This is a genomic window from Tolypothrix bouteillei VB521301, assembly GCF_000760695.4.
Classification (GTDB): domain Bacteria; phylum Cyanobacteriota; class Cyanobacteriia; order Cyanobacteriales; family Nostocaceae; genus Scytonema; species Scytonema bouteillei_A.
Window position 1 is genome coordinate 326,302 of the sequence record NZ_JHEG04000001.1, and the last position, 17,031, is coordinate 343,332.

Consider the following 17,031-nt stretch of genomic DNA (forward strand, 5'->3'; position numbering starts at 1 on the left):
TGTCAAAATCGGATTTATTTTACAGAAAACCCGCGACGTGTAGGCTTAAGAGTCGCAAACTCTACTTGAAAAGTTACGCGATCGCTCATTCCACCACTGCTTGCTTCCAACACCCACCGACCGGGACGCATATTCCAAAAGATAGAACCAGACGAATCAGTCGCTAGCTTTTCACCATTCAACCACCACTCTACGGGTGCTTTTGATGTCCCTGCTAATTTGAACTCCAGTTTTTGTTGTATTTCATCACCCGGACGGAGTAAGAACAAATCCCCCTCATGAGGAGAGACAATCTTAAGCTTGCTTGAACTCAATCCAGATTGCTCTTGCTTTGCCAACCAATTATCATACTCGTGGGATAATTGAAATTGGTTTTGACGCTGGTAATCTTGGATGTTTTCCGGATAAAAATACTCCTGTACCACTGAGGAACAATCTGGTGTTGGTTTTAACCCAGAAACAGCACAAATAGGCAGTTGTACCATACCCTTTGGAGGAGTAAAACCTACAGGCTCTCGTTTCTCGTGTAGGTGTAACATAATTCGGTTCCAGAGTGGTGCTGCGCCAGTCACGCCAGAAACCTGACGCATGGGATCGCCATCAAAATTGCCTACCCACGTCGCTACAGTGTAGTCAGTCGTAAATCCAACCGTCCAAGTATCGCGAAAATTAGAGGAAGTACCAGTTTTAACAGCAGTCGGAAACGGTAAATTCAGGACTGAATCTACACCAAATGCAGTCGCACGCGCATGGCGATCGCTCAACATATCAGTTATAAGTTGCCATGTTGTTGGATTTTTGATTGTAGATTTATTTTGGTTCGAGGAATGAGAAACTTCAGTCAGTAACTGCATGGTTTCCCCTTTCCTTGCCATAGTAACGTAAGCACGGGCTAATTCCCACAAAGTCACTTCACCACTACCTAGAGTTAACCCCAACCCATAGTACTCTGGTGACTGGGTGAGGTGTTCAAAGCCCAATTGGTGAAGGCGATCGAGAAAAGTTGCCACACCCACCTTTTCTAAAACCCGTATCGCTGGAATATTCAAAGAATTCGCCAAAGCAATACGCACCCGCACCGGTCCTAAAAAACTTTTGTTATAGTCTGTGGGGCTGTAAAGTTTTGCTCCGGGAATTGCGTAGTGAGCGGGTACATCTGCCAAGATTGTATTGGGACGGATGACACCTTTTTCCAAAGCCAACTCGTAGAGAAATGGTTTGAGGGTAGAACCAGGTTGGCGCAGTGCTTGTACTCCATCATTGCGCCCTAGCTTTGTTTCATTAAAGTAGTCAGGCGAACCGACATAAGCCAAAACTTCTCCGGTACGGTTGTCAATGACCAAAGCCGCTGCATGATGAACGTTGTTATTAGCAAGGGTAGCAATTACCTGCTGTACCTGCGCTTCCACAAACTGCTGTAAAGGACGGTCTACAGTCGTTAGAATTGGGTTCGATTTCCACTCCGGCTTATCCTTGTGGGAAGGGGTTGGGCGGATCTGACGGGACAACCAAAACAAAAAGTGCGGTGCAGCAATAATTCCCCGTTGACGGGATTGAAACACAATGTCTTCCGCATATGCTCGTTTTGCTTGTGAGGGAGTGATATATCCGTCCTGTTCCATGCGATCGAGGACGTATTTCTGGCGCTGTTTCAGACGTGGATAATGCTGAAGTGGATCGAAGTAAGTGGGATTATTGGGAATAGCAGCAAGGAGACTTGCTTGAGCAAGATTGATGTCACTCGCTGGTATGGAAAAATAGGTACGAGCCGCTGCTTCTACACCATAAATATTCCCTCCCATTGGCAGACGATTGATATATGCAGAAAGAATTTCGTCTTTACTCATTCCTGCTGTTAACCGCCAAGAAAGCCAGATTTCTTCAATTTTACCTGATAAAGTCCTAGGGACAGGATTGAGCATTCGTGCTAACTGCATGGTCACTGTAGAAGCACCGGAAACAATCTTTCTAGTGGATATGGCATCTTTCAGTGCGCGGGCTACAGCTTTTAAATCCAACGCTCCATGATGATAAAAGTCTCCATCTTCTGCTGCTAAAATAGCTTGGATAAAAAGAGAAGAAACTTGATTCAATGGCACTACAGATGTATGCTCGCGATCGCGGGTCAGCAATGTTCCTAAAGGTAGCCCATTGCGGTCAACAAATTCAAGTGCTAGATGTTGTTGAGCAATATCTGTAGGGCGAATGGGTACAAAATATGGCAGTACGCGTACTGTCAAGCATATCAACAGCAACGCTAGGATAACTTTGCAAGTTCTGCGGTTCAACAAATACCACAGTTTCTTTTTAAAATAGATAAGCGATCGCGAATCCAGTTTCATCTGTATATTCCTTGCAAAGACCTATCTCAAGTTTTGCGTTGCATTGACAAATACATCAGGAAAGAGATTCCTCAATTATAGTCACGCTCAAAAGTCCTTTGTAGCTGAACTTTAATTGCGCCAACAGACTGAGTACTGATGTGTTAAGGTCGTGAATATTGGGCAACAAAAGAGGAAATGCAGTGAGCTACTACGACTTTCTCAAAAATAGCTGCATGGGGATCGCGATCGCGAGTTTGTCTCTACTCAGCAGTGGGCTGACTCCATCTGTTTATGCACAAACTACTCCTACTTCCACCGTACAAAGTAACCCTAAAAGCTCAGTGGACTTTCTCTACCGAGGACGCGAAAGATTTCAGCGTAAAGACTATAAGGGAGCGGTAGAGGACTTCGATCGGGCAATCATCCTCAATCCTAATGATGCTAACGCCTATTATTATAGAGGTCTTCTTCTACACGAGCTAGGAGACAATTTGGGTGCAGTCTTAAACTTCGATCGCGCATTGCAACTCAATCCCCGCTCTGCTGACGCTTACTTTCGCAGAGCCGGTGCTCGTTATAGTATTGGCGATCGACCCGGAACAATTCAGGACTTACAACTAGCAGCTAAGTTCTTTCAATCGCAAGGAAACGCAAAGGGCTATCAACAAGCACAAAATCTCATTAAACGGCTTAGCACCTGGTAAATTGATTTGCCATACTCAAGATTTTTTGAACCACAGAGGCGCAGAGTACGCAGAGGAAAAATAAGATAATGCTTCACTATCAAAAAATCTGACGCTCCGTACAACGATTGCGATCGCACTCTGTTTGCAGAGAAAGCTACAATCTCCTAGATTTGCCTTAAAGTTTCGGCATCAGTAATTGCTGAGCAGTCAGGTTAATTTGGGGAAAAGTTTGCGATACGATTCTTTGATTGCCACTAAATACTGTTTGCTTATAAACTGAACCTGCTAGCAAACAGACTGTTACTTTATCTTCTAACGGATCGACAATCCAATATTCATTAACACCAAAGGCAGCGTACTCTAATGTTTTGATACTATAGTCACGGTCAACAGATTCGGGCGATACGACTTCAACAATGAGTGGTGGTGCAGTTTTAAGAATCGCCAATTTCTTTTCAATAGACATAGCTTGTTGTTGAGTCATAACCAATATATCAGGACGCCTAATTTGTGTGCCTATCATAACTTCGACACCATTGGAACGCGGTTCTAATGTAAGTCCCAGTCGTTGTTTTTCTAAAATAAACTGAAATAATACGAACGTGATAATTGCTTCATGATTACCAGTCCCTGGAGGCATTTCGACCAATACCCCCGAATCAAGTTCGTAACGCTTGTCTGTGCCATCATTGTAGGTTATATACTCCTCTACTGTCATTTTTAAGGGTGTTTGGGACATAATTGCCTCCTAATATATAGTTAGTGGGGGCGTTCAAGAGCAGATGTCCTTATGATAATTAAACCACCGAGTTGGTGTGAGATCGCTTAAAATGTTGCGCGTAGATCCGGAAGAAAGTATTGATAATAATTACTGTAAAAGTTTTGCCGTCCATGAATTGATTAAGAATTGTATTGATTTTCTGGAAACAGTGGCGAGAATTAGCTATCTATAGGAATCCTCTTTTTTCTCTGCGTTCTCAGCGCTTCTGCGGTTCAAAAGTAATTTATTGAACGCAGAGGACGCAGAGTACGTGGAGGTAAGGAGAGAGAGCGCTATTAATTTCCTGAAGTTTTTATCTACTTTGACAGGGCGCTTCTGTGTCCATCTTACAAAAATCGATAATTTTAGAGCGGAAAGGGCGTAGCGAGTTATTGATGCTTCTCCCACTAACAACTAACAACTAACCACTAACCCACCCCTGTATGTTCCCAAGAATTTTGCTGCGCTTCCTGCTTGTCCTGACACTTATGCTGGGGATAGCAGGATGTGGTTTTGTCAGCATCGCCCCAAGAAAAGAGCAGCTTCCCACAGTTTCTGTACTCAACCCACCACAGTTACCGGACTGGATAGAACAGATAAGCCCGTTATCTGATAGCGAACCTCTTAACCAAATTCGCATCCGGTTTAAAGAGGCTTTAATTCCTGTTGAGAGTCTTGATAGCGCAGAACAACAGGGGTTATTGAAAAAGTTTGAAATTGTGCCATCTATCCCAGGTCATTTTCGATTTTTGACACCACGGATGGTGGGATTTCAAGTAGAGGAAGCACTTCCAAAAGCAACGCGATTTCAAGTGACGCTCAAAGCAGGTTTAGCAGATTTAAAAAATCACCGACTCAATCAAGATTTGGCTTGGACTTTCAATACCGAACTCATCAAACTCACAGATCTTCCTGGAAAAAATCCCATTGAAAAGGATGAAATCGAGCCAATTGATTTACAGCAAAAGCTACAATTCACTTCTAATACGGAATTAAATTTAGCTTCTGTACGAAAGCATTTGCAACTTCTTGTAGAAAACAAAACTCAGAATGTACCTTTTAAAGTAGAATTGGCAAAAGAAGAAAAAACTTCAGAAACTCAAGATCCTTTAGAAAAATTTGACCCTTCATCTCGTCAATGGATTTACAATCTCATTCCTCAAGAAAGTTTGCAAAAAGCAACTCATTATCGTCTGGAGTTTTCTCCAGGTTTACTTCCTGCTTATGGTAATTTACCGAGCGAACAAACCTTTGCGAGTAAACTGTCAACTTATTCTCCCTTGGAATTTAGGGGACTTCAGTTTTACGGTCAACCCGATGCAAGTGGAACGTATGGTAGATTTGTTCAAGGTGCTCCCCAACTTGTCTTTAATAATGAATTAGCAGCTAGTTCAGTTATTGAAAATATTAAAATTAATCCCGCACCCCAAGCAATTTCTCGAATTATTCAAGCCAACGATAGAGAAAAAGTTATTAATATCAATCCTTATGCTTTCTCACCTTCAACAAGCTATACAATAACTATTGGTGCTAATATTAAAGATAAATTTGGTCAAACTCTGGGTAAGCCCATAACAGTTAAATATGAAACGGGAGATTTAGCTGGGGATTTATGGGTTCCTGAAGGTTTGAATATTTTTCCTGATGGAAAAAACTTACAACTTAATATTTCTACAGTGAATCTGCCAGATTCCAGTTATAAAGCAGCTTATCAAGTTGTTCAACCAACAGATTTGGTTTATTTTAATTCGGCTTATCCTAAAAGCGAAGGAAACAATCTATTACCTCAAATTTCAGACTGGAAAAGGTTTAAGGTATCGGGGAAAAAAAATCAGTCATTGGAATTGAGCGTTCCCATACGAGAAAAACTTGGTGCTGCTACGGGAATGTTAGCTTATGGGGTGCAAGCACGCACAAATACATATAAAGAAAATGGGAAGGAACTTTGGCGAGAACCTGCGACTTACGGTATGGTTCAAATGACAAATTTGGGCGTCTTTACACAGTGGTTTCCAGAGTCTGGCTTAATTCGAGTCCACCATCTTTCTGATGGCTCGCCCGCAAAAGCAGCTGCGATCGCAATCTATCAATCCAAATTAGAGGCAAAATCCCGTCCTCAACCCGTACCTTGCGCGTCTGGAAAAACTGATGAAAATGGGACTTTAAGGCTCGCACGTGACGATTTAAGAGAATGCTTTGCTGGTTCTCAAAGTTCTACCAAAGAACCGCTGTTGCTGGTTATTGCACGGGAAGATCGAGATTGGGCATTTGCCCGTACTGAAGAATACAGCGGTGCTTATGGCTACGGAATTGATGCGAGTTGGGAAGATAGCAAATTTGTATCCCGTGGAGTTATCTTCTCCGACAGACAGTTATATCAGCCGGGAGAAAAGGCTTGGTTGACTGGTTTTGCTGACTACTTACAAAATGGCGAAATCAAACAGGATAAAAATGCTATTTACCAGTTAACTCTTATAGATCCAGATGGGCAAAAAATAGATTTAGGGACTAAAAACACGAATGAATTTGGAACGTTTTCTCTAGAACTACCTATCAAAAAAAATCAACGTTTGGGCTACTATACAATCCAAGCAAAGGGAAAGAACGGGCAAGAAATTTCTGGAGAGTTGCGCGTTGCTGAGTTTAATCCACCTAATTTCAAAGTAGAACTGAATTTAGATAAAGAATTTGCTTTTCTTGATGACAAAGTAGAAGTTCAATCTACAAGTCAATATTTATTTGGTTCTCCTGTAGAAGGGGGACAAGCTAAATATTTTGTGACTCGCCAGCAGACAAATTTTGTTCCTAAAGGATGGGAGGAATTTACTTTTGGCAAACAGTGGTTTTGGCCAGAAGAACCCCCTTCTGTACCTAGCGATGTTTTGCAAGCAAATGCATCACTTGATGCTAACGGGAAAAGCAATCAAACGGTGGTGGCAAAAGATTTGCCCTATCCCATGATTTACCGCGTGGATGTACAAGTTGCAGATGTTTCCAATTTATCTGTGGCAAATTCCAAAACATTTACAGCATTACCCAGCGATCGCCAGATCGGGTTAAAAAGCAATTTTGTTGGTGAAGCTAGCAAAGATTTTCCTTTTGAGGTTATTGTGACAGACCATACGGGAAAACCGCAAGAAGGTCAACGGGTATTGTTGGAACTTCAACAAATGAAGTACAGCAACGTGACTCAATTAGTAGAAGGGAGTGCAACGGGAAAAACCCAAGTTGAATATAAGACAGTCGAGAAAGCAGAAATTACATCTGCAAACAAGCCCCAATCCGTAACGCTAAAACCCAATGAATCCGGTTCTTATCGCATCAGAGCGAATTTTAGCGATGCGAGAAATGATACCAGCGCAACAGATATCCAAATTTGGGTGACAGGAGAAAATCCGGTATTTTGGGGTAACAAAGAAAAAGACCGTTTGGAAATTCAACTGGATAAAACAACTTTTAAACCGGGTGAAACGGTGACGGCTCTGATTCAGTCTCCTTATTCGGAAGGAGAGTTGTATTTTGCTGTTATTAAAGACAAACCTCTCTATCAACAAATTGTTAAAGTTAAAGGAGGCGCACCGAAAATTCAATTTCAAGTCACACCAGAAATGCTACCAAATGCAGCTATTGAAGCTGTATTGGTACGACAGGGTACGCCTCTCGATCGCGTAGAACCAAAAAGTCTAACTAACTTAGCTAGGATTGGCTTTGCTCCTTTTAAAGTGAACTTGGATGATAAGTATTTAAAAGTACAAGCAACTCCAGTACAGGCGTCGCTCGAACCCGGTGCAGAACAAACAGTACAACTGGAACTTAAGGATAATCGGGGAAATCCCTCCAAAGGACAGTTCACAGTTATGGTGGTTAACGAGGCTGTGCTGCAACTTTCCGGTTATCGTCCGCCGGATTTGGTAGCTACAGTCTATGCTGAACAACCGATATCAACTCGCTTTAGCGATAACCGCCAAAATGTAGTGGTAGAACAACAAGCATTAGCTGAACCCAAAGGTTGGGGTTACGGTGGTGGGTTATCAGCAGGTACGGCGAATACCCGCATTCGTAGAGACTTTCAAGCTTTAGCTTACTACAATGGTTCTGCGATCGCCGATTCCAACGGTCAAGCACAAATTAGCTTTAAAGTCCCGGATAACTTGACGACATGGCGAGTGATGGTTGTTGCTACTGACGGAAACCTCCGTTTTGGCAACTCCGAAGCAACGTTTATCACAACCAAGCCATTAGTAACCAATGCAATACTGCCACAGTTTGCCCGTCCCGGCGATACATTTCAAGCGGGTTTATCTGTGACTAACAATACTCGGACAACGGGAAATCTCACTATCAATGGTGAAGTCAGCGGTACAGTTCAGTTTGTTGGAAATAACCCCACATCTGCTGCTTTACAAACCCAGAGCGATGGAGCTACTCGTGCTTATCGCTTTCCCATGGTTGCAAGTCGTGTGGGAGAAGGTAAAGTTCGCTTTACCACTCAAATCAATAGCGCCTCAGCAGATGCTTTTGAAGTTCCTTTGGCGATTCAGCAATTGGAAATGACCGAGCAAGTTGTTGAAACAGGTGCAATTGTTCCTCGAAAGAATGAGGTAAAAATTCCCCTGAATATTGAGAAAAATACTTTTCCTGAAGGGGAAGGTTTAGATATCAATTTAGCAAGTACTCTCATACCAGAAATAAAAGCACCAGTACAACAGGTTTGGGAAAATGATGACTTTCCTTTTGCAGAACCTTCAGCAAGTCAACTTTTTATTGCTGCTGGGTTGCAAACTTTGTCTGAAAAATACGGTCAGACATTTGCAGCGTTTAATCCTAGCAAACGTGCTTACCAAGCTATTGAGAAATTGCAAAAACTCCAACTTGCAGATGGTGGCTTTGCTGCTTTCCCTGGAGAACAAAAGGCGGACCCTTGGGTTTCTTCCTATGCTGCTGAATCTCTGGCAAAAGCAGATCGATCTTTCCCCGGTTTGGTAGATTCAAACATGGTATCTCGTCTCAAAACTTATTTGCAAAAAACTCTGGCAAATCCAGGACAGTATGAATTTTGCAAAAAACAGCCTTGTAAAAGCCAACTGCAACTCAACGCTTTGATGGCTTTGGCAGAATTAGGAGACAAGCGCAATACTTTCCTCGCAGATATTTACCGTCAGCGCAATGCTTTTGATTTATCAACTCAGATGAAGCTGACGCGATATTTATCTCAATTTCCAGAATGGCAAAATGAGTCCAAGCAGCTGTTGAGCAAGTTGCAGCAGAATGTTTACTATACGAGCCGTGACGCATCTGTCAGTTTACCTAGCTCTTGGGAATGGATGAATTCACCAACGGCGATACAAGCACAAGCTTTGCGGTTGTTTATCGCCCTGCAGTATAAACCAGAAGCGATCGATAGGTTGTTGCAAAGTTTGCTGGCGTTACGTCGCAAAGGGACATGGCAAACTCATTATGACAATGCTCAAGCGCTGACGGCTTTAGTGGAATACAGCCAACTGCAGCCAACACCGCCCAATTTTGTAGCTACAGTGCGCTTGGCTGGTCAGAAATTGGGACAACAAAAATTTGAAGGTTACCGCAATCCCACCTTGGAAGTGAAAGTTCCAATGGCTGAGTTACCTCGCGGGCGTCATGATTTACAACTGCAAAAATCCGGACAAGGAACGTTGCATTATCTGGTTGCTTATCGCTATCGCTTGCAAGGAAATCAACCAGGAAGATTTAACGGTTTGCGGGTGACAAGGGAAATTAGCCCTGTAGGTCAAGATAAAGTATTGCAAAAAGTAGGATTGTATGCTAAAGATAAACCGTTGACTGTCACGACAGGGCAAGTGTTTGATATTGGTTTGGAAGTGATTGCAGATCGTCCCGTGAATCATTTGGTAATAACTGACCCCTTACCTGCAGGTTTTGAAGCAGTGGATGAGAGTTTTCAAACTGCTACAGCTGCATTACAAGCAAAAGCCGACTCTTGGCAACTTGGGTTCAAGGCGATTCATCGCGATCGCGCGATCGCTTATGCAGATAGTTTGGAACCGGGTGTTTATCAGCTTCATTACTTAGTTCGTTCTGTTACCCCCGGTACATTTCTCTATCCTGGAGCGCAAGTCCACCTGCAATATGCTCCAGAAGAGTTTGGGCGTACCTCTGATGCTACATTGGTGGTTCAGTAGCCGCAAAAACCTCAACGGGCGTAAATAGAGATGTTGATGGGTCAGTGAGACCAATGCGCGAGCGAACTTATGAGTGCTTTCTTTACAAAGGCAATGTTAGAAAATGCTCGCAGTCGGATTTATTTGGGGATTCATTACCAATTTGATTCTGATGAAGGAATGAAAGCAGGAATAAGAATCGCCGATTATGTTTTTGACCAAAAGAATGGGATGCAAGCCCCGTCCTTCTAGGACGGCTTTTCTTGATTTCTAATGTATTGCGTTAGTATTTCAATTGGCGCACCTCCAACGGATACAGCAAAATAACTGGGACTCCATAAAGCTGCGCGTGTTGCCGGGGGGATACTCCCCCCGGCAAACTCGCGCAGCTTTATGGGGCTTTATGTATCCAGCTTGTCCATAACGACGACTAGAAACACCTTTTAAGGCATTAACAATTTGAGAAATAGACAATTTAGGCGGATATTCGATAAGTGCATGAACATGATTGTCTTCACCGTTGAACTCAATCACTTCAAAATCCATCTTCTTGGCTACTTCATTAAACGAGTTTTTAATCAATTCAAGACTTTCGGACGTGAAGACAGACATACGATATTTGGTAACACAGACCAAATGAATCTTAAGGTCTGTAACACTATGTCTTTCACGGCGAAACTGGCTTGTCATGTTTTGTAGATCAAAGTATAATTGTCTTACAGACCAATTATAACACTGTCAGTGAAAGCCAGATACCAGTTCCGATTCTACCCGACAGACCAACAGCAACAGCTTTTAGCTCAGTTGTTTGGTTGTGTTCGTGTGGTTTGGAACGATGCTCTTGCTATCTGTAAGCAGTCTGAAAAGCTACCGAGTAACAACGACTTGCAAAAGTTAGTGATTACGCAAGCCAAAAAAACTGAGAAGCGGTCATGGTTGTCTGATGTTTCTAATATTCCATTGCAGCAATCTGTAGCTGATTTAGGAGTCGCCTACAAAAACTTTTTTGATTCACTTAAAGGTAAGCGGAAAGGTAAAAAAGTTGGCAGTCCTAAATTCAAAAAGAAGACTGCACGACAATCAGCACGATTTAGAATTGGTGGTTTTTCTATCAAAGGAGATAAAGTATATTTAGCCAAAATTGGTAATATTAAGCCTATTTTGTCTAGAAATTTACCCTCAACTCCATCAAGTGTAACAGTCATTAAAGATTGTGCAAATCGTTATTTTCTCAGCTTTGTTGTAGAGGTGGAACCTGTTCAATCCGATGCCAAAAACCAAAGTATTGGTATTGATTTGGGAATTAAAACCTTTGCAGTTATGAGCAATGGAGAGAAAGCAATAAGTCCCGATTACTCAAAGAAAGACCGCAAAATTCGCAATCTACAACGTCAGCTAGCAAGACAACAAAAAGGTTCTAAACGTCGTGAGCGTACCCGTCTAAGAATTGCCAAAAAACACAACAAACAAGCAGATACTCGCCAAGATTTCCTACACAAGCTATCAACCAAAGTGGTTAGTGAAAACCAAACTATTATTTTGGAAGATTTGAATGTGTCAGGGATGGTTAAAAATCGCCAGTTAGCAAGAGTGATTAGTTTACAGGGATGGAGAGAATTTCGGGTATTTTGTGAAGCTAAGGCTGAAAAACTTAACCGAGACTTCAGAGTAATTAATAGATGGGAGCCTACTAGTCAAACTTGCTCTTGCTGTGGGTATCGTTGGGGCAAAATTGATTTGTCTGTTCGCTCAGTACTTTGTTTAAGTTGTCGTACTGAGCAGGATAGAGATGAGAATGCAGCTAAAAATATAGAAATGGTCGGCATGGGGCATCGGCACGACCTTAAACGGACGGGGAGCGATTGTCAGACTACTTCGGTAGCTATTTGCTGTGAGCCGTCAAGAATCACCGACCCTTTAGGGCGGTGAGTATGTCAAAATTATCTCAATTCTATGTAATCGGTTGCGTTCTTTCTCTGCCTGGAGCGGTTTTTGTATTCAGTGGGGCAAAGGAGTATCAGCGCTCGAATGAGTTGGTAGTTAAAATGTATGCGTTTACCGCTAGGTGAACGCTTCTTGTATCAGGAGTTTAATTGCTCCAAACTGGTAATCACGGGCAAGTTGCTTCAATTGATTTGCTAAAGGAGCGTGAGAGTCTGGAATGTCCTGAAGAAGTTGTTCAATTTCTTCTTCATCGCCAATTTGGGCAGCGGTATACAGCGCAGTCAGCCAATCGGCACCCATGACAGAAAGATTTTGTGCTGTCAGCACAGTAGAGGTGTTTTGAGCAGTTGTTATGGAACGGTCATCCGAGCCCTCTTGACTTTCTGTATAGAAAAATTGCAGGTTTAAATACTCTGCCATCTTCCTGTAGAGAAAATTTTCATCAAAGGGTTTGATGACAAAATCGTTGCAGCCAGAAGCTAGGGCTAGGGTGCGATTGCTGGTTGATGCTTGAGCTGTCAGTGCAATGACAACAGGGAATTTTCCCGTAGAAAGGGCGCGAATTTTTTGAGTGGCTTCATAACCATCTAGTACGGGCATTCGGAGATCCATCCAAATCAAATGCGGTTGCCACTGTTGCCAAAGGGCAATCGCTTCTTGTCCGTTGGTTGCCTCTCGGATCTCCATTCCTAACTGAGTCATTAGTGTCGTCAACAGCAAACGGTTTTCGGCGAGATCGTCCACAATGAGAATGCGGTACTTGGGTTGACCGGGAACTAGCCCAATTAGCTGTCGCTCTTGTTTGGAAGCAGGAACACTTCCTCTTGAAGGAATTTGAATGGGAAGACGAACAAAGAACGTACTGCCTTTTCCCACTACACTGCTAACTGAAATGTCACCGTTCATTAAACGAGCCAATCGACGACTGATGGTTAACCCCAGCCCCGTTCCACCCGAAGCCATTTTTCCAGAGCCACTTTGCACAAATGCGTCGAATACTACTTCAATCTCATCGTCTGCAATTCCCACACCTGTATCTTCGATTTCAAAAATTAAAAGAGTTGTACGATCTGCCCGAGCCATTGAAGATTCAGAGGATTCAATAATGCTTTGAGCGATGGCTTCTGCTTTTACTCGTAGTGTTACGCCGCCTTTCTCGGTAAACTTGATGGCATTGCTTACCAAATTAATTAAGATTTGACGCAATTTTTTAGCATCTGTGGTGATGAACTGAGGAACCTCTGGAGCAATCTCGAAGCGAAACTGTAAGTTTTTGGATGCCGCTTTGTGGTGCAGCATATCTTCTAAGGCTCTTAGAATCTCGAAGAGATCGAAACTGATTTTTTCTACATTAATGCGGTTGGCTTCAATTTTAGAAAGGTCAAGGATATCTTCGATCAGGCTCAGCAAGTGCTCTCCACTGCGGTGAATGGTTTGAATTGTTTCTTTTTGAACAACCGATAAGGATGGCTCGCGGCTCAGTACTTGGGTAAAGCCCAAGATGACGTTCAGCGGTGTTCGTAGCTCGTGACTCATGGAAGCCAAAAAGGTACTTTTTGACTGGTTCGCCGCCTCAGCCGCTTCTTTGGCCTGTTGCAGTTCCAGTTCAATGCATTTGCGATCGCTAATGTCTTTATGAGTTCCTATCATTCGTAGAGCATTGCCTTGTTCATCACGGGCAACAACTTTGCCATAATTCGCAATCCATTTCCATTCACCTGATTTGGTTTTAACGCGGTAGTCAAACCCATACGGAACCGAGCTATCTTGCAGGTGAGCATTGAGTGTACCGAATACCCAGGATTTGTCATCCGGATGAATCCATGTGTTCCAAGTGTCAGGATTTATGGACAGTTCATCTGCCTTGTAACCCAGCATTTCTTGATAGCGAGGACTGACATAAACCGTTTGGGTTGCAAGATTCCAATCCCACAATCCATCTCCAGATGCTTCTAGAGCCAGCTGCAAGCGTTCCTCACTCTGTCTGAGGGCTGCTTCCGCTTGTTGGCGTTCGGCTTCAATGCGCTTGCGAACGCTAATATCGCGGCAGATACAAATTAGTATGTGTTCATTTTCCAAATCTACATTGCTCACACTAATTTCTACTTCATATAGTGAGCCATCTTGACGACGATGGACTGTTTCAAACGGAGCATTGATAAAATGAGAGCTTTGAATAATTCGCGCCAGTTCTTCTTTACTCCATTGAGCATCCCAATCAGAAACGTGGAGCGTTGCAACTTCTTCTGGGGTATAGCCAAGCATCTGGGCAAAACTTTCACTGGCTTCGATGGCATTTCCAAGTCGATCGAGAACAACAATTCCGTCAAACGATGCTTTAAACAGCACTTTGCTGCGGAGAAGTTCTTTTGCTAATGCTTCTTCTGTACGCTTGCGCTCGGTAATATCTAATGCGGTTCCCAATATGCGGATGACCCGTCCTCGTTCATCTCGAATTGCTTTACCTCTAGCTTCCATGTACCCAAGTGTACCGTCACTGTGGAAGAAGCGCAGGTCGATTTTATAAGGGGTTCCGTTTTTCGTGGTTTGCTCGAGATGTTGTTGGAGTAAATGGCGATCGTCAGGATGAATACAGTTGAAATGTTCGGTGTATCCCGGTTCTGGATTGGCTGGATCGAAGCCAAACATCCGAAACAATTCTTCTGACCAGATAATTTGCTGGGTCATAAGGTCTAATTCCCAATTGCCAACGCGAGCGATTTGCTGCGCTTCAATCAGGGCGGCTTCAGAGCGGCGCAGTTGTTCTTCAATTTGTTTGCGATCGCTGATATCGGTATGAGTTCCAATCACCCGCAATGGACGATCCCGTTCATCGCGGCTCATAACTAAGCCTCGAGCTAAAATCCACTTATAAGTCCCATCTTTGCATAAGATGCGATGTTCGCTCACATATTGGGGAACTTCACCCCGAAAGTGTTGTTCAACTTCGGCATCCACCCGCTCTTTGTCGTCTGGATGGACTCGCTTATCCCATTCGCTCAATTGATTTCCAATTTCTGTATCCAAAAACCCCAACATTTCTTTCCAGCGATGGGAGAAAAAAACTTCATTCGTTTGAGTATTCCAATCCCACAAACCATCCCCGTTTCCTTCCAAAGCATATCTCCAGTGTTCTTCGCTGGCTCTCAAAGCTTCTTCAGCACGTTTTAAGTCTGTAATGTCTTGAATTTGAGCAATAAAGTGTAAGGGATTTCCCTGCTTATCTCGTACCAGAGATCCATTCAGAAGAATCCTTACAATATGTCCAAGCTTGTGGAAATACCGTTTCTCCATCTGGTAGGTGAAAATCTCACCTGCTAATAGCTGATGCACGTAATACAGATCTGTTGCTAAATCATCAGGATGGGTAATGTCTTGGAAGGTTAACGCTAACAACTCTTTTTCGAGGTAGCCAACAATCCGGCATAAGGCAGGATTAACTTTAACCCAGTGTCCGTCAAGTGACACGATCGCCATCCCAATGGACGCATCTTCAAAGGCATGGCGAAACTGCTCTTCACTATTTCGTAACGCCGCCTCAATTTGTCTGTATTCTTGTTCAGCGCACTTGCGCTCGGTGATATCGCTGCCAATGACTAAAAATCCGGTTAAAGATCCTTTTCTATCGCTTAATGCTGTCACCGAAAGCAGCACTGGAAACCGAGAGCCATCCTTACGAATGTAAGACCACTCAAATTCTTCAACCTCTTCCCGCTTGGCTTTAGCAACCAACACTTCAAATCCCGGTTCAATCGGTACTCCCAATTGTTGAGAGAGATCTCCTGCGCGATGGACGACCTCTTGAGAATCGTGAAATATGGCAGGAGTCATTTTACCAATCGCTTCTGCGGCTGCGTAACCAAGCATTTTTTCAGCACCGGCATTAAAACTGGTAATTGTACCGTCTACCGTTGTTGAAATCATGCTGTAATTTGCACTGTTAAGGATCGCCTTTTGCAACATTAGGGTCTCTTGTAACTGTCGCTCTGCTTTTTCTCGTTTAAAGAATGCCTGTTGCAAACGCTCGTTGGTTTGTTGCAGTTCACCCGTGCGCTCTGCAATTCGCTGTTCTAATTCTAGATTGAGCTGGTTCGCTCTCTGAATTGCCAAACTCAGGCGTTGCTCGCTCGAAAGCAGTTGGGCTGTGCGCTTTTCTACCCGCCGCTCTAAGTTGACATTTGCTTGCTGCAACTGGCGTTCAACTCGTCGTCTTTGCAGATCGATCCGATTCAGAGATCGCGCTTTCCAACTCAGCAATCCTGTAAAGAGCAGAATATCCAGCGTGCTGATTAACGCTGCTTCAATTGCTTCTTCATAGAAATGCAAATGATGACCCAAGGCACAGGCTCCACCTACTAGAACAGGCAGAGTGATTGTCACGGGTAGCAGTCGCCGCATCATCATGCTTCCAGCTCTGTTGCCAGTCAGAAGGGGTATTAGCCCGCTTTTGGGAAGCGAAAAAAAAATGCCGACACTGAGTAACTGAAAGGCAATCGCGGTATGAATTCCCATTCCAGTCAAAGGCTCTATTGTATAGAAAGACACATGTCCGTAAAAATATCTCAGTAAGCCGACAGAGCTGAGAAACCACGCTATCACCATCATGCCTTGAGCCAATCCAACCATGGAACGGCGATCGCTCTTTAGCAGCAGGAGAGCCAACCCAGATGCTAAGAATGCTACTGCAGTATTAGGAGCCATGCGACCCGGTATTGCAATGCTACCCGTTAGTTCTGGTTGTTGCATCAAGAGTTGATCGATTCCCAAATTGACGTTAAACCCGTATTCAATTAAGGTCAACGAGGCAACCAAGATAATTAAAAATGCACAAGAAAAAATGAAAAATTGAGTTTTTCTTTTTAATTTTAAATTTTGAATTTTAAACTGTTGATGCCATGTCCTCAAAGCTGTTCCTGCCAGGATAAAACACAAGGCTGTATTCGCCTTCATGGTGGGCAAACCGGGTAACCCGCTTTTAAGCAGGGGAATATTGAATATCCATCCCAAGATGCTAAAAAAACCAATCAGTATCACTGCGAGGCTGAATTTGTTAGAGAGCGATCGCAGTGATAAAATTGGTAGAGAAGTTTGATTCTTGGGTTGCTTTTTCATAGCCAATTCAATTGCAATTTATCATGAAATATTCCCAGCGAAAATAA

Annotated in this window: 7 protein-coding genes and 1 pseudogene; 4 read left to right on the forward strand and 4 right to left on the reverse strand. The window is 43.2% G+C overall.

Going from position 1 to position 17,031, the window contains the following annotated elements:
* Positions 1–14 precede the first annotated feature (14 nt).
* Positions 15–2,342 carry a penicillin-binding protein 1C gene (pbpC, locus tag HC643_RS01340; protein WP_038080594.1) on the reverse strand — a complete coding sequence of 776 codons (2,328 nt, stop codon included), beginning with the start codon at positions 2,340–2,342 and terminating at the stop codon, positions 15–17.
* A 182-nt stretch (positions 2,343–2,524) separates the two neighbouring features.
* Here pbpC and HC643_RS01345 point away from each other — a divergent pair, with 182 nt between their 5' ends.
* Positions 2,525–3,028: a tetratricopeptide repeat protein gene (locus HC643_RS01345; RefSeq protein ID WP_137986069.1), complete on the forward strand. Its 504-nt coding sequence runs from the start codon at positions 2,525–2,527 to the stop codon at positions 3,026–3,028.
* 157 nt (positions 3,029–3,185) lie between these two features.
* Here HC643_RS01345 and HC643_RS01350 read toward each other — a convergent pair whose 3' ends face one another.
* Complete coding sequence (locus HC643_RS01350; RefSeq protein WP_038080595.1) at positions 3,186–3,749, reverse strand: Uma2 family endonuclease; 564 nt, start codon at positions 3,747–3,749, stop codon at positions 3,186–3,188.
* A 464-nt stretch (positions 3,750–4,213) separates the two neighbouring features.
* Here HC643_RS01350 and HC643_RS01355 point away from each other — a divergent pair, with 464 nt between their 5' ends.
* Positions 4,214–9,949 carry an alpha-2-macroglobulin family protein gene (locus HC643_RS01355; protein WP_038080596.1) on the forward strand — a complete coding sequence of 1,912 codons (5,736 nt, stop codon included), beginning with the start codon at positions 4,214–4,216 and terminating at the stop codon, positions 9,947–9,949.
* A gap of 69 nt (positions 9,950–10,018) precedes the next feature.
* Positions 10,019–10,180, forward strand: a complete 162-nt coding sequence (locus HC643_RS01360; RefSeq protein ID WP_167844598.1) for a hypothetical protein — start codon at positions 10,019–10,021, stop codon at positions 10,178–10,180.
* Here the strand turns inward: HC643_RS01360 and tnpA are convergent.
* Positions 10,177–10,618, reverse strand: a pseudogene (gene tnpA / locus HC643_RS01365) (IS200/IS605 family transposase). The gene HC643_RS01360 and the pseudogene tnpA sit on opposite strands and share 4 nt — an antisense overlap.
* Before the next feature lie 51 nt (positions 10,619–10,669).
* Here tnpA and HC643_RS01370 point away from each other — a divergent pair.
* Entirely contained in the window at positions 10,670–11,857 is a 1,188-nt protein-coding gene (locus HC643_RS01370; RefSeq protein ID WP_050045229.1) for an RNA-guided endonuclease InsQ/TnpB family protein, read from the forward strand.
* Between the two features lie 132 nt (positions 11,858–11,989).
* On the opposite strand, the gene HC643_RS01375 is transcribed toward HC643_RS01370, so the two are convergent.
* Positions 11,990–16,984 carry a PAS domain S-box protein gene (locus HC643_RS01375; RefSeq protein WP_050045118.1) on the reverse strand — a complete coding sequence of 1,665 codons (4,995 nt, stop codon included), beginning with the start codon at positions 16,982–16,984 and terminating at the stop codon, positions 11,990–11,992.
* Positions 16,985–17,031 lie beyond the last annotated feature (47 nt).